27 protein-coding genes are annotated in these 25,545 nt (G+C 71.3%); 22 read left to right on the top strand and 5 right to left on the bottom strand.

What is annotated here, in order from left to right:
* Positions 1–17 precede the first annotated feature (17 nt).
* Positions 18–968 carry a hypothetical protein gene (locus tag GCU56_RS18785; RefSeq protein ID WP_163483279.1) on the top strand — a complete coding sequence of 317 codons (951 nt, stop codon included), beginning with the start codon at positions 18–20 and terminating at the stop codon, positions 966–968.
* A gap of 386 nt (positions 969–1,354) precedes the next feature.
* Entirely contained in the window at positions 1,355–2,125 is a 771-nt protein-coding gene (locus GCU56_RS18780) for a hypothetical protein (RefSeq protein ID WP_163483278.1), read from the top strand.
* A gap of 38 nt (positions 2,126–2,163) precedes the next feature.
* On the opposite strand, the gene GCU56_RS25525 is transcribed toward GCU56_RS18780, so the two are convergent.
* Positions 2,164–2,841, bottom strand: coding sequence for a recombinase family protein (locus tag GCU56_RS25525; RefSeq protein ID WP_163483277.1), 678 nt, complete (start codon positions 2,839–2,841; stop codon positions 2,164–2,166).
* A gap of 292 nt (positions 2,842–3,133) precedes the next feature.
* A complete protein-coding gene (locus GCU56_RS18770) occupies positions 3,134–4,618 on the bottom strand; it encodes a recombinase family protein (RefSeq protein WP_163483276.1) in 1,485 nt (494 codons plus the stop codon).
* A gap of 131 nt (positions 4,619–4,749) precedes the next feature.
* Here GCU56_RS18770 and GCU56_RS18765 point away from each other — a divergent pair, with 131 nt between their 5' ends.
* The 3 genes from GCU56_RS18765 (at position 4,750) to GCU56_RS18755 (ending at position 5,865) form a co-directional block, all read left to right on the top strand.
* Positions 4,750–4,956, top strand: a complete 207-nt coding sequence (locus GCU56_RS18765) for a hypothetical protein (RefSeq protein WP_163483275.1) — start codon at positions 4,750–4,752, stop codon at positions 4,954–4,956.
* Between the two features lie 85 nt (positions 4,957–5,041).
* Positions 5,042–5,401 carry a TadE/TadG family type IV pilus assembly protein gene (locus GCU56_RS18760; RefSeq protein WP_345771936.1) on the top strand — a complete coding sequence of 120 codons (360 nt, stop codon included), beginning with the start codon at positions 5,042–5,044 and terminating at the stop codon, positions 5,399–5,401.
* Complete coding sequence (locus GCU56_RS18755; protein ID WP_163483273.1) at positions 5,398–5,865, top strand: hypothetical protein; 468 nt, start codon at positions 5,398–5,400, stop codon at positions 5,863–5,865. Before GCU56_RS18760 ends, GCU56_RS18755 begins: the two co-directional genes overlap by 4 nt.
* A gap of 101 nt (positions 5,866–5,966) precedes the next feature.
* Here GCU56_RS18755 and GCU56_RS18750 read toward each other — a convergent pair whose 3' ends face one another.
* Positions 5,967–6,575, bottom strand: coding sequence for a hypothetical protein (locus GCU56_RS18750; RefSeq protein WP_163483272.1), 609 nt, complete (start codon positions 6,573–6,575; stop codon positions 5,967–5,969).
* Between the two features lie 225 nt (positions 6,576–6,800).
* Here GCU56_RS18750 and GCU56_RS18745 point away from each other — a divergent pair, with 225 nt between their 5' ends.
* A complete protein-coding gene (locus tag GCU56_RS18745) occupies positions 6,801–7,013 on the top strand; it encodes a hypothetical protein (RefSeq protein ID WP_163483271.1) in 213 nt (70 codons plus the stop codon).
* Positions 7,014–7,120: 107 nt separating this feature from the next.
* The gene (locus GCU56_RS18740; protein ID WP_163483270.1) at positions 7,121–7,567 is read left to right on the top strand and encodes a response regulator; all 447 of its coding nucleotides are present in this window, start codon (positions 7,121–7,123) and stop codon (positions 7,565–7,567) included.
* Positions 7,568–7,605: 38 nt separating this feature from the next.
* Here the strand turns inward: GCU56_RS18740 and GCU56_RS18735 are convergent, their stop codons facing one another.
* Positions 7,606–7,755 carry a hypothetical protein gene (locus tag GCU56_RS18735; protein WP_163483269.1) on the bottom strand — a complete coding sequence of 50 codons (150 nt, stop codon included), beginning with the start codon at positions 7,753–7,755 and terminating at the stop codon, positions 7,606–7,608.
* Positions 7,756–7,949: 194 nt separating this feature from the next.
* Here GCU56_RS18735 and GCU56_RS18730 point away from each other — a divergent pair, with 194 nt between their 5' ends.
* The 6 genes from GCU56_RS18730 to GCU56_RS18710 all read left to right on the top strand — a co-directional run bounded on the left by GCU56_RS18730 (position 7,950) and on the right by GCU56_RS18710 (position 17,196).
* A complete protein-coding gene (locus GCU56_RS18730; protein ID WP_163483268.1) occupies positions 7,950–8,174 on the top strand; it encodes a hypothetical protein in 225 nt (74 codons plus the stop codon).
* Positions 8,175–9,158: 984 nt separating this feature from the next.
* Positions 9,159–10,946, top strand: coding sequence for a glycosyltransferase family 2 protein (locus GCU56_RS18725; protein ID WP_163483267.1), 1,788 nt, complete (start codon positions 9,159–9,161; stop codon positions 10,944–10,946).
* Positions 10,943–12,943, top strand: a complete 2,001-nt coding sequence (locus tag GCU56_RS18720; RefSeq protein WP_163483266.1) for a galactose oxidase early set domain-containing protein — start codon at positions 10,943–10,945, stop codon at positions 12,941–12,943. The genes GCU56_RS18725 and GCU56_RS18720 overlap by 4 nt, the downstream gene beginning before the upstream one ends.
* Complete coding sequence (locus tag GCU56_RS18715) at positions 12,940–13,983, top strand: glycoside hydrolase family 6 protein (RefSeq protein WP_204332410.1); 1,044 nt, start codon at positions 12,940–12,942, stop codon at positions 13,981–13,983. The genes GCU56_RS18720 and GCU56_RS18715 overlap by 4 nt, the downstream gene beginning before the upstream one ends.
* Positions 13,984–14,079: 96 nt before the next feature.
* Positions 14,080–14,205 carry a hypothetical protein gene (locus tag GCU56_RS24790; RefSeq protein ID WP_275585965.1) on the top strand — a complete coding sequence of 42 codons (126 nt, stop codon included), beginning with the start codon at positions 14,080–14,082 and terminating at the stop codon, positions 14,203–14,205.
* 333 nt (positions 14,206–14,538) lie between these two features.
* Positions 14,539–17,196, top strand: coding sequence for an EAL domain-containing protein (locus GCU56_RS18710; RefSeq protein WP_163483264.1), 2,658 nt, complete (start codon positions 14,539–14,541; stop codon positions 17,194–17,196).
* A gap of 9 nt (positions 17,197–17,205) precedes the next feature.
* Here GCU56_RS18710 and GCU56_RS18705 read toward each other — a convergent pair whose 3' ends face one another.
* Positions 17,206–17,442, bottom strand: a complete 237-nt coding sequence (locus GCU56_RS18705; protein ID WP_163483263.1) for a hypothetical protein — start codon at positions 17,440–17,442, stop codon at positions 17,206–17,208.
* An 84-nt stretch (positions 17,443–17,526) separates the two neighbouring features.
* Between GCU56_RS18705 and cutA the strand changes: the two genes are divergently transcribed.
* The 9 genes from cutA to GCU56_RS18660 all read left to right on the top strand — a co-directional run bounded on the left by cutA (position 17,527) and on the right by GCU56_RS18660 (position 25,543).
* Entirely contained in the window at positions 17,527–17,832 is a 306-nt protein-coding gene (gene cutA / locus GCU56_RS18700) for a divalent-cation tolerance protein CutA (protein WP_345771935.1), read from the top strand.
* A 62-nt stretch (positions 17,833–17,894) separates the two neighbouring features.
* Complete coding sequence (locus GCU56_RS18695) at positions 17,895–19,628, top strand: putative bifunctional diguanylate cyclase/phosphodiesterase (RefSeq protein ID WP_345771934.1); 1,734 nt, start codon at positions 17,895–17,897, stop codon at positions 19,626–19,628.
* Between the two features lie 242 nt (positions 19,629–19,870).
* Complete coding sequence (gene prfB, locus GCU56_RS18690) at positions 19,871–20,983, top strand: peptide chain release factor 2 (RefSeq protein WP_345771933.1); 1,113 nt, start codon at positions 19,871–19,873, stop codon at positions 20,981–20,983.
* Positions 20,984–21,190: 207 nt separating this feature from the next.
* A complete protein-coding gene (gene ftsE, locus GCU56_RS18685; RefSeq protein ID WP_163483260.1) occupies positions 21,191–21,880 on the top strand; it encodes a cell division ATP-binding protein FtsE in 690 nt (229 codons plus the stop codon).
* A gap of 45 nt (positions 21,881–21,925) precedes the next feature.
* Complete coding sequence (gene ftsX / locus GCU56_RS18680) at positions 21,926–22,810, top strand: permease-like cell division protein FtsX (RefSeq protein WP_163483259.1); 885 nt, start codon at positions 21,926–21,928, stop codon at positions 22,808–22,810.
* A gap of 69 nt (positions 22,811–22,879) precedes the next feature.
* A complete protein-coding gene (gene smpB / locus GCU56_RS18675) occupies positions 22,880–23,356 on the top strand; it encodes an SsrA-binding protein SmpB (protein WP_163483258.1) in 477 nt (158 codons plus the stop codon).
* Complete coding sequence (locus GCU56_RS18670; RefSeq protein ID WP_163483257.1) at positions 23,353–24,288, top strand: zinc-binding dehydrogenase; 936 nt, start codon at positions 23,353–23,355, stop codon at positions 24,286–24,288. Before smpB ends, GCU56_RS18670 begins: the two co-directional genes overlap by 4 nt.
* On the top strand, positions 24,285–25,175 hold the full coding sequence (locus GCU56_RS18665; RefSeq protein WP_163483256.1) for an amidohydrolase family protein: 891 nt from the start codon (positions 24,285–24,287) through the stop codon (positions 25,173–25,175). The genes GCU56_RS18670 and GCU56_RS18665 overlap by 4 nt, the downstream gene beginning before the upstream one ends.
* Entirely contained in the window at positions 25,175–25,543 is a 369-nt protein-coding gene (locus GCU56_RS18660; protein WP_163483255.1) for a VOC family protein, read from the top strand. The genes GCU56_RS18665 and GCU56_RS18660 overlap by 1 nt, the downstream gene beginning before the upstream one ends.
* The last annotated feature ends 2 nt before the right edge of the window (positions 25,544–25,545 follow it).

The raw sequence follows: 25,545 nt of genomic DNA, 5'->3' as shown, positions 1-25,545 counted from the left end.
TACCCTAGGAGAATGAAATGAGCAGCAAGGCGACCATGCGCGTGCAGGTTATGTGGAATGTCCGAGATGCGGTCGGATTGAATCGCAACGAAAAGTTCATGTTGATGACGATGGAGTCGCGCGGCGTCTACAAGAGGTCAAACGAAAACGGAATGAAGGAGATGAATATGGGCGTAGATCTTTATCGAAAGACCAAAAGCAGTCTATTGGATAAGAATCTTCTGCTGGTCAAGAAGATCACTGATTCGCCGTGGCATTACAAGGTGAATGCCGACGTCTTGGCAACCTACGTTCCGCCCAAGGTAGAGACCGGCCAGGACGACGAGGACCACGACGGCTGGTTGACCGCCGATGAGTTGAGGGGGTCGGAATTGGCAACCCCCGGGGTGCCGTTAGAACCAGCCCCCTGTGACGGTGAAACCAACTCCCCGGGGTCGGTAGAACCAACCGCCGCCCCCTCTGCAGAACCAACACCAAAGGTGACCGTTAAGGGAACCGAGAAGGCAACCGGTGAAGGAGTCCTTGAAGGAAAACGTCCCGACGCCACGGCGTCGGAGCCGTTCCAGGGAAACAAGCACCCAGAGTCATTCACTGAATTGATTAATGATGTTGGGTCGGACGCTGACGCGCCCTCCCGACCCTCTGGCTTAACTGAGGAAGAGAAGGTGTTACGGAACGATAATCTTAGGCAACAAACTACTATCAATGGAACTAGTCGACTGGCTAAGGAGAAGCTGCCCGCAGGGAGGCCGCCAGGGGACTCGGCGGCGGAGCGGCGGGCGCGGGAGGCCCTGCACTGGAAGGGGAAGATGGGCGCCGGCTACGAACTAACGGACGAGGAACGGGAAAGGGCAATTGCCCTAATCCTCGATTCGGGGTGGCGCCGTGACCTACCCGCCGGGCGGGAGTTCGACATGCGTGTCAGCGCTGCCCACAAGACAGTGCGGGTCAGGGAATTGACTTGGTGAAGACGCGCACGGCGTGCCTCGCCAGCCGCCTCAGGACCGCCTACCCGGCCTGTGCAATTGCCGCCAATGGACTTGCCCGTTCCATATCGATTACGCTAACAGGGCCGCTGAGCCGGTTCCGGAACCGCACGGTAGCAATCCAATCGGTGGGCTCTTAGAAGGCCATCTGTGGTGGCGGACGAAGGCGTCGAGGCCTCTAATCCAGAAGGAGGCCGCACGCAGCCTGGGGCAGCAGACGGCGGGCCGCAAGCCGGTGTCGCGGCAGGCTATAGAGCGCTGGTACCGTCGCACTTGTGGCGGCGCAGGGCGGGGCTAGTTCAGAGCCCCCGGGGTCGCAACGGACTCGGGAAGCGATAGCAGGTTTCCTTCGGTACGCGGCGGATACGATGTCTCTGATCGAACTTACCGAACGCGGAGCCAGAGCCGTTGTTGGTTATCGAAAAATCAATCGGCGGATCAAAGACCTGTCTGGCCAGGGCACTACAGCATGGACCCAAGATGATGCCGCTCGACTCGAAGATGCTGAGCGAAGTGCTGACGTTGCGGAGCAAGAAATTGAGCGAGGGTTCCCCCTCCTTCACAACCACGCGTTGATGGGCTTGTGGGGAGCGCTAGAGGCCATGATTGATGACGTCTGTGTGTCTTGGCTTGACCTTCATCCGGAGCGAGTGACCGCCGATGGGTTTCCAAGGATCCAGGTTGAACTGAATCAATTTCTGGCCTTAGGAGCCCTCGAACAGAAGCGCCACGTCGTCGAAGAGTTGAAGCGGAAGCAAGGCTCAGCGGCGAAAATCGGTGCCGGTCAGTTCGAAGCCGTGCTTGATGCGATCGGCCTAGGCGGCCCCATTGACGCCAACGTGCGTAGCGTCCTGCGCATCGCCAAAAGCTATCGAAACGTCGTTGCCCACCGGGGCGGCACGGCAGACGCGCGGCTACTGGCCGATTGCCCAGACCTGCAACTTACCCTGGGTGAGCCAGTCCGGGTATCCGACGCGCAGATGCAGTCTATCATCTTTGCCATGTGGTGGTACGCGGAGGAGATTAACCGCCGCCGACGTCAAGCGTCTGGATTGCCGGCCGGTCCAAACGACTTGCCCCCAGGAATGACGTCACCGTCAGATCTCTCCGAGCCATTCAAGGCAACTGAGACCTCATAAGCAACATGGCCGCACTCGGGCGTGCGACCGAACTAGCCCTATGCAGAGCGGGCCTGGGCTTCACGGTCTAACGCTACTGACCGCAGAACCCCGGCGACTGTGCTTGGGAACCAGCAGCGACCTCCGCGCGCGGTTGGCACACCGTCACTGTTAAGAGCGTTGGCGATGGCCGTTAGGGAGTATCCGTCAGCGCGGTCAGCCATTATGCGCTGCGACACGGCGGGGTCCAAGCTGCGTGGGCGGCCCAGTCGCGCTCCCTGGCTCTTCTTCATCTGCAACGCGGCTGACGTCCGCTGCGATATGAGGGCCCGTTCATACTCCGCGAAGCTGGCCATGACGTTTGCCATTAGGGCACCGCTAGGAGTGCTCGTGTCCAGAGCCAGGTCAAGCACGACGAGTTCCCAGCCCTGTCGCCGGGCCGTGTCCATCAACTGCGCGAAGTCAAGGAGGGAGCGAGAGAGGCGGTCAAGCTTGGCAACCACGAGAGTGCCTGCCTGGCCATGAGCAAGCTGACCGAGGGCGTCGGTGATACCGGGACGGTCGAGGCTCCGGGCGCTGAACCCCTCGTCCGAGATAAAGGTCAAGTCAGGCCATCCGCGAAGCTCTGCGGCCCGCTGGATGGTTGCACGCTGGTCAGCCAGCCCAAGACCGGACATCGCCTGCTCTTCCGAACTAACTCGGACGTAAGCGACGACTCGGGTTGACCTCTGCTTCATAGCTAGGACTTTAGTCGATGGGTTCGTTTAGTGTCTAAGCAGTTCACTCGATGGGCGCAGTTCTCCCTTACGACAAGCAGTGGTCAACCTGCATCGGCTCGGGGCTGACGCGTGTTCAATCTGGCGCGCAGGGAAAGGTGTTACCACAACGTTATAATAGGAACACGCATCAATGGATTGACTCAGCGCCTGAGTCGATTCATCACTCAGTGGCGGGTCGTATGGGTCGCCCTTGCGGGGGCCGTCCGTTGACGCGCCGCCACCTTCGCCCCGGGTGGGCATCAGGACAATCCTAAGTCTCTTCTGGGGACCGCTTTGACTCCCGAATAGCCGCAGCAATTGCGTCCGGGTCGTCCATTGGGACAACCGTAGGATCTATGCGAATTCGCCTCGTCTCGATGAGGGTCAGGCGGGTGGGGTCGAAGTTGCGCCCTCCCTTGCCCCTGGTCAGTCGAACGCCCGTGAAGTAGCTCAGCAATGCCTCTCGTCGGTCTGTTTGCCACCACTCTGCGACGGTCTGATCCAGGATGGGCTCAAAGCGGTCTGGCTCCGGCGCCTTTGAACGGAGGCTCTTCAAAGCTTGAAGGCGCTCCAACAGTGCGTCGTCGTCGGCGCCGTCTTCGGACATGCGAGCGAGGGTGTCGGAAATCTGGTGATGGACCTCAGCCAAGTCCCGGTCGCTTCCCCTACGCTCCAACCTCATCATCGGCAAGCTGCCGAAGCGGTCCAAGAACGTCTTCTCGACGATACTCTCCAGATTGGTGACTTGCTGGCCGCATCCTTCCTTCCCCTGACATTGAAAGACGCGGACCTTCTTGCCGTTCATGCTCTTGGCATTGCGGTACATCCTGCGATTGCAGTGCCCGCACCAGACCAGGCCGGCCAGGTAGGACGGATTCGGTGTTGTGTATGGCTCGCTAACGGCAAGGCGAGCTGTGAGTGCCCGGTGTTCCTCTATGCTGAGAATCGCCAGGTCCTCACGAATGATGGGCATGCCCGTCTCGTCGCGCAGAACCTCGGTGCCGCGTTGCTTGCCGGTGTTGCCGGGGTTGTGAGCCGTCATGCCAGCCAGAATAGGATTCTGCAACATGCGCTTTGTGACAGTGATGGTCCAGTAGGCAGCCGAGTTCTTTCGGCCCGTGCGCGGTGCCACCTCGTCCAGGTAGGCGGCCACACTGTTCATCGAATCACCGCGAAGCACCCGAGCGGCTGCCTGCGTGACGAAACCGATGGTGTCAGGGTCCTTTGCCACCACCTTGCCCGGCCCGTCAGGATTGGGCGCGTTGTAGTAGCCGAACGGTGCTGCTCCGCCAGGGACCCGTCCCGCCTTGACCAGAGCCCGCCGGGCAGCCTTCACCCGCGCTCGGATGGCCTCGGCTTCCATCTCCGCGAAGACGGCAAGCATGGTGGCGAACGCCCGACCGGTGGCCGTGCTCATGTCGATGGGGTCGCTGACCGATGCGACCGCCGCACCTTTGGCCTGTAGGGCTTCATCGGCGTGCAGGAAGTCGATGACCTTGCGGGCCAGTCGGTCGACCTTCCAGATCAAGACCACGTCGAAGGACCCACGCGGGCGGTTGAGGAGGGCCTGCCAGCCCCTGCGGTGTTCTGGGGCGTTGGCGCTCGCCGAGACGCCGTCGTCTACGTGCTCTCCGATGACCTCCCAGCCCTTCGCCCGGCAGTAGTCGCGTCCCGCCTCTAGCTGGCGCTCGATGCTGACCGACTCGTCCGACGAGGTCGACAGTCGGGCGTAGAGGACGACGCGCTTTGAGGTCATGCATCAACGTTACGGTATGGGACAGGCAGGGTGCTGCCGGTGACCGTTCTGTTCGCCCTGTTCCCGGGGCTGATCAGCATCGTCTCGCTGGCGCGATGAGCCCGCGGACACGACAGGAAGGACGACGCACGATGCCGACTCTCACGGGGGTCCTGGCGGCGCTGGCCGCGCTGGCCGAGCGGCTCCGAGGCGAGGATCCCGAGCGGGGCGACGTCCCGGGCTGGGTCATGATCACGGTGATGACGGCGGCGCTGGTGCTGGCCATCCTCATCCCGTTCCGGGAGGCGATCGTCGCCGCGGTGACCAACGCACTGTCCTCCGTCACGAGCGGTGGCTGAGGAGGTCCCCCTCTGCCCCCCGCCACTCGCAGGCTCGCCGCCTGGCCCGGCGGAGGGGCCGCCCGGCGAGCGGGGCGCCGCCGTCGTGGAGTTCGTCTTCGTGTCGGTGCTGGTCGTCGTCCTCCTGCTCGCGGTGCTGCAGGTGGCGGTCTACGTGCACGTCCGGAACGTGGTGACCGCCAGCGCGCAGGAGGGCGCCCGCTACGCGGCCAACGCCGACGTGGACTCGTCGGCCGGCGCCGACCACACCGTCGCGGTGGTGGCGCGCGCGACGTCGGTGCAGACGGCGGAGGGGCTGGTGTGCAGCTCGGTGGAGGACGTCGACGGCAGCGGACTGGTCCTCGTGGTGGTCCGCTGCTCGGGGTCGGTGCCCCCGCTGCTGGCCGGGCTGGGCAACCTGCTGCCGGTCGAGGTGACCGGGCGGGCGGTCAAGGAGGCCGCGTGAGGTGGCTGCGGGCCCGCCTGGGCGTCGTGGACGGGGAGCGGGGCTCGGCGCTGGTCGAGTTCGTGTTCATCGCGATCGTGGTGTTCGTGCCGCTGGTCTACGTCGTCGCCGGCTTCTCGGCGGTCCAGCGCGGGGTGTTCGCCTCGACCGCGGCCGCGCGGGAGGCCGGCCGGGCCATGGGCACCGCACCGGACCCGGTGACCGGTGCCGCGCGGGCCGAGGTCGCGGCGCGGTTGGCGGTGGCGGACCAGTCGATCGATGCCACCGACGTCCGGGTGGCCTACGCCCCGGCCGGTGCCGGCTGCGGCGCCGCGGGAAGCTACCGGCCGACTCTGACGCCGGGGGAGGAGTTCGCGGTCTGCGTGACGGTGACCGTCCGCATCCCGCTGCTGCCGGAGTTCATCGACGCCAACACCGCCACCGGGCAGTTCCTCGTCGAGCGGGACCGCTACGTCGACGGCTGACCGGGAGAGCGGCCGCCGGTGCCGGGTCTCCTCGCGCGGTGCCGGCCCTGCTGGACCGGCACCGCACGAGTCCGCCCCGCACTGCGGCGGGCCGCCCGGGGTCAGCGGGCGGTGCCGCCGCGCTGCGTCCCGGTGAAGACGAAGGACAGCACGGTCTTCGCGTTCTGGAAGGTGTCACCGGCGCTGACCGGGAGGGCTGCCGAGATCAGCAGGTGGTCCCGGCCGCCGGCCTCGAGGCTCTCGGCACCCAGGAGCGGCGCGTCCATGACGATCGGCCCCGAGTACAGGTCGGTCACGCTGCCGGCGCACGTGTAGCCGGTGCCGGCCACGGTCCACGGGTCGGAACAGGACGTCACGGTCAGCTGGAGCCCGTTCACCGTGTCGGTGTCCAGGACGCTCGACGTGGTGGCCACGACCTTCAACGAGACCGAGCTCAGCGGGACCGTGCCGGAGTTCACCAGGTCGATCGGGTCGGTGGCGGCGTCTCCGGGGAGGAGCCCGCCCGGGACGAAGGGGACGTTGGCGGTGTGGGCCGGCATGCCCAGGTCGAGGGAGAGCACGCCGCTCTTCACGCCGGTGTCCACGGGGGTGGTGCTGTCGGTGAAGGTGCCGAAGGTGCCGAGGCCGGCGACGGCCGCAACCGCACCGACGACGCCGATCGAGCCGATGATCTTCGCGGTCGTGCGGCGGGAGTTGCTGCTGATCGTCACGGTGGTGCCTCCGTCCGGGCTTCGTGACCGGGTACTCCCGGCCACACCGACGACACTGGCCACCGATCCGCAGGGCCCCCGCCACGGAACCGCGAGAAATCCGCAAGAAACGCCGTCCCGACCGTGGTGGACACACCCCCGAGGTCACGGTGCGGTCTCGACAGGTCGCCTCCCACTGGGAAGCATGGGCGACCACACCCCTCGTTCTTCCCCCGAGGAGGGCTCGTGAGCGACTGGACCGACGCGGAGGAACTCTCCGGCCGGAGGGAGTTCGACGCATGGCGGTTCGCCAGGGTCGACAGGGTGGTCCCCTGGGACTGGGCCGACATGGCCAACGCCGAGAAGGACCGCTGGATCACGCGGGCGCGTGGAGCGGAACCAGGTGGTGCCGTCCGACCGCCGGCCGACCGCACCGGACGCGGGCGCACGGCCCCGTAGCCGGTCGGCACCCGCTGCTCCAGTCGCCGGGGCCGAGGACTGGCGGTCGACCGCCAGGGGTAGCAACCCCCCGTTCCACGGGACCGGTGCCCCGGAAGGAGCGGCAGATGGGTGCCGTTGCCGATGCCTGCCGGCACTACCGCGGCGACTCCACGCGGGCGGTCCGGCTGCTCGTCGTCGACGACCACGTCGGTGTGCGCGAGGCGCTGGTCGAGTTCCTGGGCGGCGCCGGCGACATCACCGTCGTCGGTGAGTGCGAGGACGGTTCGGAGGTGGTGGCCGCCGCGGACCGACTCCGGCCGGACGTCGTCCTGATGGACCTCACCATGGCCGGGATGGACGGACTGTCGGCGACGCGGGCTCTGCTGGCGGCGCAACCGGACGCCCGGGTGGTCGTCCTCACCAGCCGGGGCGACGAGGCCCGGCCGGCCGCCCTGGACGCCGGCGCCCGCGGTTTCGTCTCGAAGAGCGCCGACCCCGCGATGTTGCTGCGGTGCATCCGTTCGGTCGTCGCCGGGTGTTCGTGCTGCCTCGACGAGGCCGCGGACGCCTGATCACCCGCGACCCTGGTCCGGGCCAGGCGCCGGCGGGCTCAGGCGCCGAGCTTCTCCAGCTGGAAGGCCACGCGCAGCCGCGCCGTCAGCACCGCCATGTCCCGCTGCATCGGGCACTCGCAGAGTGCGGCAGCGGCCGCACGGAGTTCGGGGACGGTCATCTGCTGCTCGTCCTGCACCAACCGCATGACGCTGTCCAATGTCGGCACCGTGAGCCCCCCGGCTTCAGTGGTATGTCGTGACAGGCAGAGGGTCCCGCCGGAGCCGGCCTCCGGGCATCCCCCAACCTGGGGGACGCCGTTCCGACCGCCTGGGCACAGGGCGCGGCGCCACCTCAGTTGGGGGATACCGAGACGCCGTGGTCTTGCCGGACGCTCCCCCTGTGACCTTCCACGCAACGGTGGCGCACCGGTCCTGCGACCGGGAGCAGGCGGTCGCCGGTCTGCGCGAGCAGCTCCGCGCGAGCGCCGCCCGCGCCTCGGCCGGAGCGCCGGATTGGTCCAGCCTCGTCGTCGGGGACCCCGTCCCCGTCACCGGGGACGACGACCGCACCTGGTACGTCTGGCTGGCCACGGTCGAGACCACGCTGGGACACCCGGTCGCCTGACCGTCGGCGGCGCCGGCCCGCGACGACGAGGGCGGCCCGCGACGACGGGGGCGGCCACGGGAGTCCGTTGCCCGGGGGAGCTCGTGCGCCGCCCGGTGCTGCAGGACCGGCGAGGCAGGAGGAACCCGCGCACCGCTCCGGCGCGACGGACTTCCGGCGCCGAGAGTCCCGCCCACCGCCGCGGGCCGACGGACTTCCGGCGCCGAGAGTCCCGCCCACCGCCCTGAGCCGACGGACTTCCGGCGCCGAAAGTTCGGACGGGCCGACGGACTTCCGGCGCCGAAAGTCCGGACGGGGACGGCGGCGGCGACTTCGGAACCGGCCGGTCCGAACCCGGCCGCCGTGCCCTTCGTCACGCTGAGCAATCCCGGCCGGCGCCTCTTCAGCGCGCGGGTGCCGCGCTGTGATGTGTCTCACCGGAACTGCCCGGTTCTACGACCGAGCGCGAATTCGCAGCTCAGAGCCGAGTGGCGGAGAACAGGACAACGTAACAACATCACGCAGCGTGATCGGACGGACGGGGTGTCGTGCACGCCCACACGGGTGAATGTGGCAAAAAGGGTCGCTCTGTGTAACCATCGCTCGTAGCGTCGGGGTGGTGCCTGGGAGTCAGGTGCTCGAGCCGACGCGCAGACCCGATGCGGTCCCGACCGACGCCATGGCGGCGTCCGGGGGCATCAGCGCAGTCGGGGTGCGGACGGCGGGACCGCCGTCCGCCCGGTCCGCCTGGAGGAGGAGGAGCCACACCGTGCACCGTGCACCGCCGGCCCCCCGGACCCTGGACCGTCCGCGCCTCATGGCCCGGTAGCCCGAGGCCCGGCACCTCCCCCCAGGTCCGCACACCCACCGAGCGACGCCCGCGAGCGGGCGCCGCCGGCTCGCCCATGCCCTTGACAGTCCACGTGCTCCGCCCCGCGGCGGGGTCCGCGGTTGCTTCTCAGCCGCGCTCCCGGAGAGGAGGCAGCCCCTTGGTCACGTCCCGACGTGGCTGAGCTCGCTGCTCAGCCGACCCACCCCTACGGCGACTTCAGCGAGCTCGCCGGGCCGCTGCAGGACCCGCCGGAGGACCGCCGGGTGCGCTTCCGGCCCGTGACCCGCGGCGCGGCGCGAGCCCGCGCCTGGCTGCTCGTGACCCTCGCGCTCGGTTTCGAGGCGCTGTTCCTGCTGTGGCTGCTCCAGCCGGACCACCACCCCGAGTTCCGCGGCGACTGGCGGTCGGTGCTGGCCCTCGGCCTGATCGGCAGCGTGGCGATCATCGAGGTCCTGCGCCTGGTGAACGTCTTCACCCTGGCGGTGTCCACGCTCAACGCGCGGGATCCGATCCCCATGGCGCCGCTGACCGGCCAGCGGATCGCCTTCCTGACCACGATCGTCCCCGGCAAGGAGCCGCTGGCGATGGTGCGGCGCACCCTGCAGGGCGCGATGGCGGTCCGCTACGACGGCGTGCTGCACGTGTGGCTGCTCGACGAGGGGGACGACCCGGCCGTCCGGGCCATGTGCCGCGAGCTGGGCGTCCACCACTTCACCCGCCGCGGCGTGCCCGAGTGGAACCAGGGCACCGGCCGGCACAAGGCGAAGACCAAGCACGGGAACTACAACGCCTGGCTCGACGCGCACGGTGACGGCTACGACTTCTGGGTCGCGGTCGACACCGACCACGTGCCCCATCCGAACTTCGCCGAGCGCCTCATGGGCTACTTCCACGACCCGGACGTCGCGTTCGTGGTGGGCCCGCAGGTGTACGGCAACTACGACAACTTCGTCACCCGCGGCGCGGAGTCCCAGCAGTACCTGTTCCACAGCGTCCTGCAGCGCGCCGCGAACCGGTTCTCGACCGCCATGTTCGTCGGCACCAACAACGCCGTCCGGCTCTCGGCGCTGCGGGCGATCGGCGGCCTGCAGGACTCCATCACCGAGGACGCCGCGACCAGCATCGTCTGGCACTCCAGCACCAACCCGGAGACCGGTGCGATGTGGAAGTCGGTCTACACCCCCGACGTCCTGGCCGTCGGCGAGGGCCCGCGGACCTGGGGCGACTACTTCGTCCAGCAGGGCCGGTGGGCGCGCGGGACCGACGAGGTCGTCCTGCGCCAGTTCTGGCGGCTCCGGCTGCCGTTCTGGCGGCGGGCGCACTACGGGCTGCTGATGTCCTACTACCCGGCGGTCGCGATCAGCTGGGTCCTGGGTGTCACCAACCTGGCCGCCTACCTGCTGACCGGCGTCGCCGGCGTGCTCGTCGCCGCGCAGCTGTGGCTGATGCTCTACGTCAACGCCGCCGTCCTGCAGGTCGGCCTGTACTTCTGGAACCGCCGGCACAACGTGAGCCCGCACGAGGAAGAGGGCTCGACCGGCATCAGCGGGATGGCCATGTCGGTCATGTCCACGCCCATGTACGTCAGTGCGCTGTGGGCCGCGATCCGGGGTCGCTCCATCAGCTTCGCCGTCACGCGCAAGGGTGCGGTCTCCGGTGACCGGCTCAGCGCCTTCTCCAAGAACCTGGGCTGGGCTGCCCTGCTGCTGACCGCGCTGGCGCTGTCCGTGCCGCTGGGCAACGACCACGTGGCGATCCGGCTGTGGGCTGCCCTGAGCGTCGTCGTCTGCCTGGTGCCCGTCACGGTGTGGTCGGCAGGGCTCCTCCGCAAGCGCCTGCGCCGGCCCCGGCCGGTGGTGCGCCCGGCCGTCCCGGACCGCTCCGAGCTGCCGCCGAACTTCGTCGTCGACCTGCCCGCCCTCCACCCCGCCGCCCCTCAGACGCAGGAGAGCTCCCGATGACCCGACGCAAGCCGCGTCCCCTGCGCCGGCTGCGCAACGCCGGCCTGATCGGTGCGGCGGTGGCCGCGCTGGTCGCCGCCAACGGCCCGGTCGTCACCGACGTCGTCGAGCAGGCCTACACCGACTACCAGCGCGACCGGGACGACTACAAGGCCCGGTACGGGCACTGGGAGACCGTCGAGCTGCCCGAGGAGTACCGCGTCCAGGCGATCCACGCCGCGCTGCTGTACACCGGCAAGGTCCTGCTCATCGCCGGTTCCGGCAACGACGCCGAGGAGTTCGACGCCGGCACCTTCACCACCGTCGTCTGGGATCCGGCCACCGGCGAGACCACGGAGGTCCCGACGCCGGAGGACCTGTTCTGCTCCGGGCACGCCTACCTGCCCAACGGCAACCTGCTCATCGCCGGCGGCACCGCGGAGTACGAGGTGCTGGCCGACGACGTCACCCGGGCCGCCGGCATCCTCACCGTCAAGAACGAGAGCCACGACGCGCCCGCCTCGTTCCCCGCGGGCACCCGGTTCACCGCGAACGGCCGGGCGTACGTGTCGACGGAGGACGTGACCGTGCCGCCGGCGCACGTCATGACCGACGGCACCCGGATGGCCGGGCAGCAGGACGTCTGGATCGAGGCGGAGGCCGAGGGCGAGGAGTACGTCGTCACCGGCGGCACGCAGTTCCAGGTCGAGGGTCTCGAGCCCGCCCGGAGCCGTGACCTCTACGGCCAGGGCGACACCATCACCCTCGACAAGCAGAACTACCGCGGGCTGGACGCCTCCTACGAGTTCGACGTCGCCACCGAGACCTACAAGGTGGCCGACCGGCTGGACGAGGCCCGCTGGTACCCGACCCTGGTCGGCCTGGACGAGGGCCGGGTCCTCGCCGTCTCCGGGCTCGACGAGCACGGCAAGATCATCGACGGCGACAACGAGGTCTACGACCCCACCACCCGGACCTGGGAGGTGGAGCCGGACCTCGAGCGGTACTTCCCGACCTACCCCAGCCTGTTCCGCCTCGCCGACGGCGAGCGGGTCTTCTACAGCGGTTCCAACACCGGCTACGGCTCGGACGAGGAGGGCAGGCAGCCCGGCATCTGGGACCTGACCGACAACAGCTGGCAGGACGTCGACGGGCTCCGCGACCCGGAGTTCAACGAGACGAGCACCTCGTTCCTGCTCGCCCCCGTGCAGGACCAGCGGGTCGGGATCGTCGGCGGCGGGCTCGTCGGCGACAGCGAGGAGTCCACGGCCCGGTTCGACGTCGTCGACCTGACCGAGGAGGAGCCCCGCTACGAGCCGGCCGGGCAGTACCCCAGCCCCGCCCGGTACATCAACGCCGTCACGCTGCCCGACGACCACACCCTGCTCACCGGGGGATCGGTGGGCTACCGGGGCAACGGCCAGACCGACCTGCACCTGACGACCATGTACGACCCCGAGACCGGCGAGCTGCTCGACGCGGCCCCCAACGAGGTCGGCCGGAACTACCACGCCACCGCGATCCTGCTGCCCGACGGCCGGGTCATGACGATGGGCTCGGACCCGCTGTTCTCCGACGAGGACGACACCCTGCCCGGGACGTTCGAGACGCGGATCGAGATCTACTCCCCGCCCTACCTCTTCGCCGGGGACCGTCCGGCCGTGACCTCCGCGCCCGGCGACGTGACCCGGGGGAGCACCGTCCCGGTGACCACCGACCGGGAGATCTCCGAGGCCCGACTGCTGCGGCCGAGCGCGGTGACCCACCAGACCGACCCCGAGCAGCGGTCCATCGCCCTCGACGTGCGGCGGACGGCGTCGTCCTGCCCCGAGGAGCACGAGGCCGGGGAGCACGGCGCCGCGGAGCACTCGTGCCCGTCGGGCTGCTGCGGCCAGGACCCGGCCTACGAGCTCGGCGTGCCGGCCGAGGAGGGGCTGACCCCGTCGGGCTGGTACATGCTGGTCGTCGTGGACGGCGAGGGGATCCCGTCGCCCGGCCGATGGGTGCAGGTCAGGTGAGCCGGCTCCCGCGCCGCGGGCGGTCGGTGCGCGCCGCGGTGCTGGTCGCCGCGGCGAGCGTGGCCGTCGGCTGCGGCTCCGGCTCCGGCTCCGGCGGGGACGACACGGCCGGCGCGCCGTCCGGCGAGGACCGGAGCCGGCTGTCGGGGGAGCTGTGGCTCAACCCCGACGGCCACGGCCCGGTCGCCGTCGCGCAGGCCCGCGCCGAGGGCCGCACCGCGGAGGCCGACGCGCTCGAGCCGCTGGCCGAGCAGCCCACCGCCACCTGGGTCGCCACCCCGGAGAACCCGTTCCCGGTGGTGGAGCGGCTGTCCGTGGCCGCGGCGGACGCCGGCCAGCTCCCGGTCCTCGTCGCCTACAACGTGCCCCTGCGGGACTGCCGGCTGTACTCCGCCGGAGGCGCAGCGGACGCCGACGCGTACCTGAGCTGGATCGGCAGCTTCGCCGCGGCTCTCGGTGACCGGCCCGCGGTCGTCGTCCTCGAACCGGACGCGATTGCGCAGGCCGTCGTCGGCTGCGAGGGGGTCGAGCCGGCGGCCCGCTACGAGCTGCTCGCCCAGGCCGTGGAGATCCTCGACCGCCAGCCGGAGGTCCGCGTCTACCTCGACGCCGGCAACGCCAGCTGGGTCACCGACCTGCCCGTGCTCGCCGACGCCCTGCGGCGCAGCAACGTCGACCAGGCCGACGGGTTCGCCGTCAACGTCTCCAACTTCGAGGCCACGGACGTGAGCGCCGAGTACGGGCTCGCCCTGTCGGAGGAGCTGCAGGAGGACGCGCCCCCCGGGACGCCGCCCGCCCACTTCGTCATCGACACCAGCCGGAACGGCGTCGGGCCACCCGAGCCCCGCGCCGACGGGGAGCGCTGGTGCAACCCGCCCGGACGCCGCCTGGGCGAGGCGCCCACCACCGCCAGCGACCTGCCGCGGGTCGACGCGCTGCTCTGGATCAAGCAGCCCGGCGACTCCGACGGCACCTGCCGTGGCGGCCCGGCCGCCGGTCAGTGGTGGCCCGAGGCGGCCGCCGAGCTGGTGGCCGGCTGACCGGTCCCGGCCACCCGGGAGGATGACCTCACCCCTCCGGCCCTCGCCGGGGGGCCGGCCGGCGGCGACGATCCCCCTGATCGGAGGGGGAGATCGATGGACAGGTTGATCGACGTGCTGCAGGGCTGGAGCGTCGCGGCGCTCGTCGCGGGTGGCGTGGTGGTGCTGGCCGTCGCCGCGCACGCGTGGCTGCGGGAGCGGTCGCCCGACGTCGAGGGATAGTCAGGTCCCGGCGGGGCGGCACCGGCGCGGTCCCGGTGGCGGGCACGAGCGCCCGCCGCTGCCCCCGGACGTCCAGCACCCGGGCCGTGTGGCGGCTGCTGCGCAGCGGCGACCTGCCGGCCGGATCGCGGTGACCGACGTCGACCCGGTCGGGCCACCGGTCTCCACCGCGGCCGGCCGCGCGGACCGCCCCCGAGGGCCCGCTGGTCGCGAGCCGGCCGTGACCGCACGGGCGCCTCACCCCTCCGGGTGAGGCGCCGGGAACGGCCGTACAGCGCACCTCCGGGCCCGTCGATGCCCACCGCAACGGGACCGGACAGAAGTGGGTGCGGAGTGGGCGCAGGAGCACAGCAGCGGGTCGGCCGGCGGCCGGCCGTGGGCTGGGTGGCGCTCGTCGCCGTCGCCCTGGCAGGGCACGCCGCCCTGCACGGGACCGTCACCGGAGGCGGCATCTACCTGGCGGTCGTCGCCACCGCCGCGGCCCTGTCCTGGTGGGGCGCGCTGCGGCAGGCGGGCCGGTCCGCGGCCGTCCTGGTGGCGCTCGGCGTCACGCTCAGCGCCGCCGGAGACGTGTACTGGCAGGTGCAGAACTGGGCCGGCAACACGTCCGACGTGTCGGCGGCCGACGCCGCCTACCTGGCCGGCTACGTCGCCCTCGCCCTCGGCCTGTGGCGCATGGCCGACACCGGCGGACGCTCCCGCGGGCAGCAGCTCGACGGCTGGCTCGACGGCGCCGGCGTCTTCGTGGCGGTGCTCATGCTGGTGTGGCAGCTGTCGGTCTCGGGCACCGTGACCGACCACTCGCTCCCGGTCCTGACCCGGATCGTCTGGGCCCTGTACCCCGCGCTGGACGCCGCCTTCATCGGCCTGGTCTTCCGTCTGGTCGCCACCCGCTCGCGCGGAGACCGCGCCCCGCTGGCCGTCGCCGCCGGAGCCGCCTGCTGGCTGGCCTCCGACCTCGGCTTCCTGCTCCTGGCCGACCCGGACCCGATCAGTCTCTGGTTCGACACCGGCTGGCTGCTCGGCGCCGTCCTCCTCGCCGCCGCGGCGGGACTCCACGGCACCGGGGTGCCGGCCGGGGCCCGCGAGGTCGCTCCCGGGCTGGCCCGGCTCGCGGTCAGCCTGAGCACCCTGCTGGTGCCCGCCGGGCTGGAGCTGTTCCGCGCCGTGACCGGCGCCGAGCAGGCCCCCGTCACCGTGTTCGGCGGCACCCTGGTGCTGGTCGTCCTCGTCTTCATCCGCACCGCCCGCCTGCTGCGCGCCGAGGCGGCCGCCCGCGCGCTGGTCCGGTCGCAGCAGCGCTACAGCGCCGCTCTGGCCCGCCACTCCTCGGACGCCGTCGCGGTGCTCGACACGCGCGGCGAGTTGCTCAGCGACCCCGCAGCCCTCGCGACCCTGCTCGGGCGGCCGGCGCCGGGTCCGATGACCTCGAGGGAGCTGCTCGACCTGTCGGGGGTGGACGCCGTCGAGGCCCGTCTCGTCCTGCGCCGGGCCGTGCAGGCCCGCGGCGGCGTGGTCGAGGCCGAGCTGACCTCGCGGCGGGACGGCGAGCAGCGCTGGATCTCCGCCCGGCTGGCCGACCTGCGCTCCGACCCCGACGTCGGCGGCATCGTCGTCCACCTCACCGACATCACCGATCGCAAGCGGGCCGAGGAGGCGCTGGCCCACCAGGCGTTCCACGACACGCTCACCGGGCTGGCCAACCGCGCCCTGTTCGCCGACCGCGTCGACCAGGCCCTGCGCCGCCGGCTCCGGGGCGACGGCTCGGCCGCGGTCGTCTTCATCGACCTCGACGGGTTCAAGGCGGTCAACGACACGCTCGGCCACCAGGCCGGCGACACGCTGCTGCAGGACGTCGCCGCCCGGCTGACCTCGGCGGTCCGCGCCGGCGACACCGTCGCCCGGCTCGGCGGGGACGAGTTCGCCGTCCTGGTCGACCAGCCCGGCGACGGCACCGACGAGGCCGGCGCCACCGCGGCCCGCGTCCTCGACGTGCTCGCCCGGCCGATGGTGCTGGCCGGGCAGCGGGTGACCGTCACGGGCAGCATCGGCATCGCGGTGGCGCACGACGGTGCCTCCGGCGAGTCCCTGGTACGGGACGCCGACATCGCCATGTACGCCGCCAAGCTCTCCGGCCGCGGCCGGTCGGTGGTGTTCGACCCGGCGATGCGCGCGGCCGCGGTCGAGCGGCGCCGGCTCGAGCAGGAACTCAGCGAGGCGCTGGCCGCCGACCAGTTCCGGCTGGTCTACCAGCCCGTCGTCGACCTCGCCGACGAGCGGGTGGTCGGCTTCGAGGCGCTGCTGCGCTGGCAGTCGCCGACCCTGGGCGCCGTCCCGCCGATGACCTTCGTCCCGGTCGCCGAGGACCTCGGCCTGATCGGCGACATCGGCGCGTGGGTGCTGCGTGAGGCCTGCCGGACGGCGGCGCAGTGGCGCCGCGAGCCCGGCAGCGAGGACCTGACGATGGCGGTCAACGTCTCGGCCGTGCAGCTGACCTCGCCGGACCTGATCGACCACGTGCGGGCCGCGCTGGCCGCCAGCGGGCTGCCCGCCACCGGGCTCGTCCTGGAGGTCACCGAGACCGCCCTGGTCGGCAACGCCGAGCGGGCCGCGCAGTCGCTGTCGGCGCTGCGGGACCTCGGCGTCCGGCTGGCGCTGGACGACTTCGGCACCGGGTACTCGTCGCTGGGCTACCTGCAGCAGTTCACCGTCGACGTCCTGAAGATCGACCGGTCGTTCGTCGCCACCATCACCGGGGACGACGAGATGCCCCCGATCGTGCGCGGCCTGATCGACCTCGGCCGCGCCCTGGACCTGGAGATCGTGGCCGAGGGCGTCGAGTCCGAGGCCCAGCGGGCCCGGCTGCAGACCGGCCGCTGCGACCGCGCCCAGGGCTACCTGTTCGCCCGGCCGCTGGAGGCCACCGACGCCGAGCTGCTGCTGCTCGGCCGGTTCCCCGGGGTCCCCGCGTCGGAGCTGCCCCGGGCCTGAGGCCCGGGCTCAGCCGCCCCGCTGCACCTCGGCCTGCACCACGCCGCGCAGGGCGGTGACCAGTGCCGCGTCGGAGACGTCCCCGCGGTCCAGCGCCTCGCGGGCCGGTCCGGGGAGCAGGTCGGGGTCCACGGTGTCGAGCCAGGCGACGTCGCCGCCGACCTTCCGGCCGACCTGCAGGCCGCCTCCCTCCTGCCGCAGCACGTACTGCTCGCTGTCGATCTGGACGGTCATGTCGTCGCTCATGCGCACCTCCTACCCGGCCCGGCATCCGGTCCACCCGCCGGGCAGGGGGAAGATGAGCGGGTGGAGGAGTGCTGCGAGGTCGTCGTGACCGCCGCCGATGCCGACTGGCTGGCCGGCTTCACGCGGACCCTGGTGGAGGAAAGACTGGCCGCCTGCGGGCACCAGACCGCCGCCATCCGCTCGATCTACCGCTGGGGAGGTGCCGTGCACGACGAGCCGGAGTCCCGCGTCGCGCTGCACACCCGCCGGTCGCTGGTGCCGGCGGTCGTCGCCCGCACCGGCGAGCTGCACCCCTACGACGTCCCGTGCGTGATCGCGCTGCCGCTGGTGGACGGCGGTCCGGCGTACCTGCGCTGGGTCGCCGAGCAGACCCGGGAACCGGAACGCTGAGCCCGCACCCGCCCGAGGAGCGCACGCTCGCGGCCCCGGACCGGCCGGAGCTGCCGCTCGACGTGCGCCGTCGCGGCGACGGGCCGACCACCTCGACGGTCGTCGTGGAGGCGGTGCTCGACGCGCTGCCCTCGCCCACCCTGCTCATCGACGCCGGCGGCCGGGTGCTGCTCACCAACACCGCGTGGGAGCTCGCGACCGGCCTGCTCGGGGACGACCGGTCGCGGATCGGTGTGGACGGCGACTACTTCGCGCTGGCCCGGCGGCTGGATCCCGGCGAGGACACCCTCGCCCTCGTCGACCGGCTCCGCGCGCTCTCGCGCGGGGAGTGCTCGTCAGTGCAGGCCGACTACGCCGTGGAGAACCGCGACGGCACCCGCTGGTACCACCTGCAGGCCTCGCGGGTGGACCAGGCCGGCCAGGTGGTCGTGACCCACACCGACGTCACCTCGAGGGTCCGGGCCGAGCGCGCCTCGGACTGGCGGGCCCGCCACGACACCCTCACCGAGCTGCCCAACCGGGCGCACCTGCACGAGCTGATCGACGCGGAGCTGGCGCGCCCCGACCGCGGTCCGGTGTCGGTGCTGTTCCTCGACGTCGACGGCTTCAAGGAGGTCAACGACTCGCTCGGGCACGAGGCCGGTGACGACCTGCTGCGCCAGATCGCCACCCGGCTCACCGGGTGCACCCGCGCCGGGGACACGGTGGGCCGGCTCGGCGGCGACGAGTTCGTCGTGCTCTGCCGCGACTGCGACACCCCCGGCGCGGAGGCGCTGGCCGACCGGTGCCGGGCGAGCGTCGACCGGCCCTTCGAGCTCGGCGGCCGGATGGTGCGGCTGGGGATCAGCATCGGCATCGCCACGGCGCCGGAGTCCCGCCCGGCGCGGGTGCGGGCGACCGACCTGGTCCGCGACGCGGACCTCGCGATGTACGCGGCGAAGGCGGCCGGTCGCAACCGGGTCCGGCTGTTCACCGCCGACCTGCGCACGGCCGCCCAGCGCCGGGCCACCTTCGCCGCCGAGCTGCGCGAGGCGATCGCCGCGGACGAGCTGGTGCTGCACTACCAGCCGGTCATGCACCTGCCCACCCGGCGGTGCAGCGGGGTCGAGGCGCTGGTCCGCTGGCAGCACCCGTCCCGGGGGTTGCTCCCGCCGGCAGCCTTCCTCCCGGTGGCCGCGCAGCACGACCTGCTGACCCCGATCGCCTGCTGGGTGCTGGGCTCGGCGACCCGCCAGGCGGTGGCCTGGCGCGAGGCGGGGATGCACCTGGTCACCGCCGTGAACATCAGCGCCAGCCACTTCTCCACCGGCACCCTGGTCCGTGACGTGCAGGGAGCGCTCGCCGCGTCGGGGCTGCCGCCCGAGCAGCTGGTGCTGGAGCTGACCGAGACGTCACTGGCCGAGGACGTCGACCGCGCCGCCGCCCAGTTCGCCGAGCTGCGGCGCTCCGGGGTCGAGGTCTCCATCGACGACTTCGGCAGCGGGCTGTCCTCGCTGGGCCAGCTGGTGTCCCTGCCCACCGGCATCCTCAAGATCGACAACAGCCTGGTCTCGTTCCCCGAGGGCCGGCGCAGCGAGGCGGCGGCGGCCATCGCGGCGGTGGTCGCCCTGGGCCGGGCGTGCGGCGTCCGCAGCCTCGCCGAGGGGGTGGAGACCGCCGAGCAGCTGGAGCTGGCCGCCGAGCTCGGCTGCACCTTCGCGCAGGGCTTCCACATCGCCCACCCGATGCCGGCCGGGGAGCTGGCCGGCTGGCTGGCCGCGCGCCCCGGACTGTTCCCCCTCCCGGTCGCCGGCTGAGCCCGCGGCTGGTCTCAGCCGGGCTCGCCGCGACGTGCGACGGATGATCACGACGATGTCGACGGCCGCGATCGCGGCCGGGACCAGCAGGACGACCGGGCGGGGGCGGCGCCCCCGAAGCCGGCCGTGGGGTCGTGGTGGTCGGGCAGACCCTGCTCGCAGTCGGCCCGCGTCCGGCGCCGAGAGTGATCGCTCGGGCCACGGTGTCCTGTGGCCCGCCGGGCGCACTACCCTCGATGGACGTGGCCGCAGACTTCTCCGTCGTCCTGGACGAACTGAACACGACCCTGAAGTCGATCGAGGCCGTCCTGCGCATCGACGACATGCGCAACGAGATCGCCGACCTCGAGCAGCAGGCCGCCGCGCCCGACCTCTGGAACGACGTCGAGGCCGCCCAGGCGGTCACCTCACGGCTGTCCTACCTGCAGGGCGACCTGCGCCGGGTGGAGGAGCTGCGCAGCCGCCTCGACGACGTCGGGCTGCTGCACGAGATGGCCGCCGAGGAGAACGACGAGGCGACGACGGCCGAGACCGAGCGCGAACTGGCCAGCATCCGCACCGTCATCGACGAGCTGGAGGTCCGCACCCTGCTGTCGGGGGAGTACGACTCCCGTGAGGCCCTGGTCACGATCCGGTCGGAGGCCGGTGGCGTGGACGCCGCCGACTTCGCCGAGATGCTCATGCGGATGTACCTGCGCTGGGCCGAGCGCCACAAGTACCCGACCGAGGTCTACGACGTCAGCTACGCGGAGGAGGCCGGCATCAAGTCGGCCACCTTCGCGGTGAAGGTGCCCTACGCGTACGGGACGCTCTCGGTCGAGCAGGGCACGCACCGCCTGGTCCGCATCTCGCCGTTCGACAACCAGGGTCGCCGGCAGACGTCGTTCGCCGGGGTCGAGGTGCTGCCGGTCGTCGAGCAGACCGACCACGTGGACATCCCCGAGAACGAGATCCGCGTCGACGTCTTCCGCTCGTCGGGGCCGGGTGGGCAGAGCGTGAACACCACCGACTCCGCCGTCCGGATGACCCACATCCCGACCGGCATCGTGGTGTCCTGCCAGAACGAGAAGAGCCAGATCCAGAACCGGGCGGCGGCGCTGCGGGTGCTCCAGGCCCGGCTGCTCGTCGTCCGGCAGGCCGAGCAGCGGGCGGAGATGGACGCGCTCAAGGGGGAGGGGAGCAGCTGGGGCAACCAGATGCGCTCCTACGTGCTGCACCCCTACCAGATGGTCAAGGACCTGCGCACCGAGCAGGAGACGGGCAACACCGCGTCGGTCCTCGACGGCGACATCGACGCCTTCATCGAGGCCGGCATCCGCTGGCGCAAGCAGCAGGAGTCCGTCCCCGCCGGCTGAGGGACGGCGCCGGGGAGCGGACGGCGGCGCGGGACCTGACCCGTCGCCGACGTCACACTCGACGCGCCGACCGGCCCCGCCCACCACGGTGCGTGGTCGACCCTCCTGGCCGTTGTCCCGCGGTGCTCACGCTCCGCCGAAGCGGCACCGGTGCGTTCCGTGGCGAACGGGGTGGATGGGGGTCCGGGACAGGTACCGTGGCCCCTCGTGATCGAATTGCAACACGTCACCAAGCTCTACCCGGCCAGCTCCCGGCCGGCTCTCGATGACGTGTCCACGGAGATCGACAAGGGCGAGTTCGTCTTCCTCATCGGCTCCTCGGGCTCGGGCAAGTCGACGTTCCTGCGGCTGCTGCTGAAGGAGGACGACCCGACCAAGGGCACCGTCACCGTCAACGGCAAGGCCCTCAACGGCATGAGCAAGTGGCAGGTGCCCAAGCTCCGCCGCACCATGGGCTGCGTCTTCCAGGACTTCCGCCTGCTGCGCAACCGCACCGTCGCCCAGAACGTGGCGTTCGCCCTCGAGGTGATCAACAAGCCGCAGCGGACCATCAAGCGGGTCGTGCCCGAGGTGCTGGAGATGGTCGGCCTGGAGGGCAAGGCCGAGCGGCTGCCCGGCGAGCTCTCCGGTGGTGAGCAGCAGCGGGTGGCGATCGCCCGCGCGTTCGTCAACCGGCCACTGGTGCTGCTCGCCGACGAGCCCACCGGCAACCTCGACCCGGAGACCAGCGAGGGCATCATGCTGCTGCTGGAGCGGATCAACCGCACCGGCACCACCGTGATCATGGCGACCCACGACTACCACATCGTGGACTCCATGCGCCGCCGGGTCATCGAGCTCAACGGGGGGACCATCACCCGGGACCAGTCGCGCGGCGTGTACGGCGTCGGCCGCTGAGCCGCAGCCGCTGACCCCCGCCAGCTACACCATGACAGGGAACTGATGCGCGTCAACTTCGTGCTCTCCGAGGTGGCCACCGGGCTGCGTCGCAACCTCACCATGACGGTCGCGATGATCCTGACGACGGCCATCTCGCTCGGGCTCATGGGCACCGGCCTGCTGATCGCCGGGATGATCTCCGACATGAAGGAGATCTACTACGACAAGGTGCAGGTCTCCATCTTCCTCGCCGACGACGTCACCGACGAGCAGCGCGGTGAGATCGAGAGCCAGCTCGCCTCCTCCGACGAGGTGGCCAGCTACCTCTACGAGTCCAAGGACGAGGCGTACGAGCGCTTCCAGCAGCAGTTCAGCCAGCAGCCGGAGCTCGTGCAGAACACCCCGCCGGACGCGCTGCCGGAGAGCTTCCGCGTCGAGCTGGTGAACCCCGAGCGCTACGAGGTCATCGCCGCCGAGTTCCCCAACGGGCAGAACGGCGTCGACCAGGTGCGCGACGAGGGCGACTTCCTCGACCGCCTGTTCAGCCTGCTCAACGGGGCCCGCAACGCCACGATCGCGGTCGCCGTCGTCCAGGCGCTGGCCGCCTTGCTGCTGATCTCCAACACCATCCAGCTCGCGGCGTTCAACCGGCGCAACGAGACCAACATCATGCGGCTGGTCGGCGCCTCCCGCTGGTACACCCAGCTGCCGTTCATCCTCGAGGCGGCGCTGGCCGGGCTGATCGGTGCCCTGCTCGCCGTCGGCGGCCTGGTGCTGACCAAGGTGCTGTTCGTCGACAAGACCCTCGCCGGGCCGATCAAGGCCGGCATCATCCCGCCGGTGGACTGGGGTGCGATCGCCTTCATCAGCCCGATCATCGCCGCCGCCGGCGTCGGGCTGGCCGGGATCGCCGCCTACGTGACCCTGCGGCTGTACGTCCGGTTGTAGGTCGTCCCGGTCAGTCGCACGTGGTGGTCAGCGCCGGAGGGGCCGCGGGCGCCCCGGTAGCCTGGGGTCATGCCGCGTGAGACAGGGCGCAAGCTCATCGCCCAGAACAAGAAGGCGCGGCACGACTACTCGATCCTCGACACGTACGAGGTCGGCCTCGCGCTGACCGGCACCGAGGTGAAGAGCCTGCGTGCCGGCCGCGCCTCCCTCGTCGACGGCTTCGCCTCGATCGACGACGGCGAGGTGTGGCTCCAGCACGTCCACATCCCCGAGTACCTGCAGGGTACGTGGACCAACCACGCCCCGCGGCGCAAGCGCAAGGTGCTCATGCACCGCGCCGAGATCGACAAGCTGATCGGCAAGACCAAGGAGGGCGGCCTCACCCTCGTGCCGCTCGACCTGTACTTCAAGGACGGCAAGGTCAAGGCCACCCTCGCCCTGGCGAAGGGCAAGAAGTCCTACGACAAGCGGCACGACCTCGCCGAGCGGGACTCCCGCCGGGAGATGCAGCGGGCGTTCGGCCAGTACGTCAAGGGCCGGCGGTGAGGGGCGCGGCCTACGACCGGTTCGGCGACGTCGACGTCCTGACCGTGCGGGACGACCTGCCCGATCCGCCGGTGGGGCCGGACACCGTGCTGGTGCGCGCGCACGCGGCCGGTGTCAACCCGGTCGACCTGACCATCCGGCGGGGCGCCCTGGCCGGGGCCTTTCCGCACCACTTCCCGATCGTGCCCGGCTGGGAGGTCGCCGGGGTCGTCGAGGCCACCGGCCCGGCCGTCATCGACTTCGCCCCCGGCGACGAGGTCTTCGGCTACGTGCGCCGGGACGACGTCCAGTGGGGGACGACGGCCGAGCTGGTGCCGGCGCCGCAGCGGTGTCTGGCGCACAAGCCGGAGTCGCTGTCGTTCGCCGAGGCCGGCGCCCTGCCCCTGGCCGGGCTGACCGCCTACCAGGCGCTGGCCGAGCTGCTGGACGTGCACGAGGGCGACCGGGTGCTGATCACCCGCGGCTCGGGCGGCGTCGGCACGTTCGCCGTGCAGATCGCCGCGGCCCTCGGCGCCCACGTCGTGACGACGGGGAGCGCGGCCAACGCCGGGTACCTGACGTCGCTGGGTGCCGCCGAGGTCCTCGACCACACCGCCGGGCCGGTCAGCGCGCAGCTGTCCGAGCCGGTCGACGTGCTGCTCGACCTGGTCGGCGGCGACACCCTGACCGACGCGGTCTCGGCGGTCCGGGTGGACCCGCCCCGAGGTGTGCGGCTGGCCTCGGTGGTCGACCCGGGGGTGAAGGAGCACGGCGGCTGGTACGTGTTCGTGCACCCCGACGGTGGCGGGCTGGGGGAGCTGGCGCGGATGGCCGACGCCGGCCAGCTGCGGGTGCCGATCGCCCGGGCCTTCCCCCTCGACCAGGTCCGTGCGGCCCACGAGCTGGTGGCCGGCGGGCACGTGCGCGGCAAGGTCGTCGTCACCCTGTCATGACCCGCCCGCCGGTCGACGACGCCGACGTCCCGCGCTACTGGCGGGAGCTGGGCCTGCCCGGCCTGGTGGACGTGCACGTGCACTTCCTGCCCGAGCGGGTGCAGGCGAAGGTGTGGGAGTACTTCGAGGCGGCCGGCACCCACTACGGCGCCGACTGGCCGGTCGCCTACGCCCTGCCCGAGGACGAGCGGCTGGCCGTCCTCGAGCGGCTCGGCGTGCGGGCCTTCCCGACGCTGCCGTATCCGCACAAGCCCGGGATGGCCGCCTGGCTCAACGAGTGGTCGGCCGCCTTCGCGGCCGGCCGCCCGCAGGTGCTGCAGTCGGCCACCCTCTACCCGGAGCCCGGGGCGGCCGACTACGTGGCCGCGGCCCTCGACGCCGGGGCCCGCGTGTTCAAGGTGCACGTGCAGGTCGGCTCGTTCGACCCGCGTGACCCGCTGCTGGACGACGTCTGGGCGCGGCTGGAGGACACCGGCACCCCGGTGGTCATCCACTGCGGCTCCGGCCCGCTGGCCGGGGAGCACACCGGTCCGGCGCCTGTCGCCGGCCTGCTCGAGCGGTTCCCGCAGCTGCAGTTGGTGATCGCCCACCTGGGCATGCCCGAGTACCGCGAGTTCCTGGAGCTGGCCGAGCGGTACGAGCGCGTGCACCTGGACACGACCATGTTCGCCACGGACTTCACCGAGCGGCTGATGCCCTTCGACCCCGCCGACCGGCCGAGGCTGTCGGCTCTGCGTGCGAAGGTGCTCCTCGGCAGCGACTTCCCGTCCATCCCGTACCCCTACGCCCACCAGCTCGCCGCGCTGCACCGGCTGGAGCTGGGGGAGGAGTGGCTGCGCGCCGTGCTCTGGGGCAACGGCGCCCGCCTGTTCGGAGTGGAGGCCTGATGCCGACCTTCTCGCTCACCGCCGCGGTGCTCGACACCCCGGACCCGCGCGGCCTGGCGCGCTTCTACCAGCGGCTGCTGGGCTGGGAGCTGGGGGAGGACGACCCCGAGTGGGCCACGCTGCTCCCCGGCGGGGGCGGCACCGGCCTGTCCTTCCAGCGGGAGGAGGACCACGTGCCCCCGGTGTGGCCCGCCCGCCCCGGGGATCCGCGCATGCAGCTGCACCTCGACATCGAGGTCGACGACCTGACCGCGGCGGTGGCCGACGCCGTCGCGGCCGGAGCCCGGGTGGCGGGGTTCCAGCCGCAGGAGCACGTCCGGGTCTGCCTCGACCCCGCCGGCCACCCGTTCTGCCTGTACGTGTCCTGACC

Source organism: Geodermatophilus sabuli, assembly GCF_010686765.1.
GTDB lineage: Bacteria > Actinomycetota > Actinomycetes > Mycobacteriales > Geodermatophilaceae > Geodermatophilus > Geodermatophilus sabuli_A.
Note: the sequence above shows the minus strand (reverse complement) of the source record. Positions and strands in the feature narration are given on the sequence as shown.

Coding starts and splice junctions, on each gene's coding strand:
- GCU56_RS25525 (WP_163483277.1), bottom strand. CDS start 2,841: ATGAAGCAGAGGTCAACCCGAGTCGTCGCTTACGTCCGAGTTAGTTCG.
- smpB (WP_163483258.1), top strand. CDS start 22,880: ATGCCGCGTGAGACAGGGCGCAAGCTCATCGCCCAGAACAAGAAGGCG.
- GCU56_RS18780 (WP_163483278.1), top strand. CDS start 1,355: ATGTCTCTGATCGAACTTACCGAACGCGGAGCCAGAGCCGTTGTTGGT.
- GCU56_RS18665 (WP_163483256.1), top strand. CDS start 24,285: ATGACCCGCCCGCCGGTCGACGACGCCGACGTCCCGCGCTACTGGCGG.
- GCU56_RS18740 (WP_163483270.1), top strand. CDS start 7,121: ATGGGTGCCGTTGCCGATGCCTGCCGGCACTACCGCGGCGACTCCACG.
- GCU56_RS18735 (WP_163483269.1), bottom strand. CDS start 7,755: ATGCGGTTGGTGCAGGACGAGCAGCAGATGACCGTCCCCGAACTCCGT.
- GCU56_RS18765 (WP_163483275.1), top strand. CDS start 4,750: ATGCCGACTCTCACGGGGGTCCTGGCGGCGCTGGCCGCGCTGGCCGAG.
- GCU56_RS24790 (WP_275585965.1), top strand. CDS start 14,080: ATGGACAGGTTGATCGACGTGCTGCAGGGCTGGAGCGTCGCGGCGCTC.
- GCU56_RS18660 (WP_163483255.1), top strand. CDS start 25,175: ATGCCGACCTTCTCGCTCACCGCCGCGGTGCTCGACACCCCGGACCCG.
- GCU56_RS18720 (WP_163483266.1), top strand. CDS start 10,943: ATGACCCGACGCAAGCCGCGTCCCCTGCGCCGGCTGCGCAACGCCGGC.
- GCU56_RS18705 (WP_163483263.1), bottom strand. CDS start 17,442: ATGAGCGACGACATGACCGTCCAGATCGACAGCGAGCAGTACGTGCTG.
- GCU56_RS18785 (WP_163483279.1), top strand. CDS start 18: ATGAGCAGCAAGGCGACCATGCGCGTGCAGGTTATGTGGAATGTCCGA.
- GCU56_RS18770 (WP_163483276.1), bottom strand. CDS start 4,618: ATGACCTCAAAGCGCGTCGTCCTCTACGCCCGACTGTCGACCTCGTCG.
- ftsX (WP_163483259.1), top strand. CDS start 21,926: ATGCGCGTCAACTTCGTGCTCTCCGAGGTGGCCACCGGGCTGCGTCGC.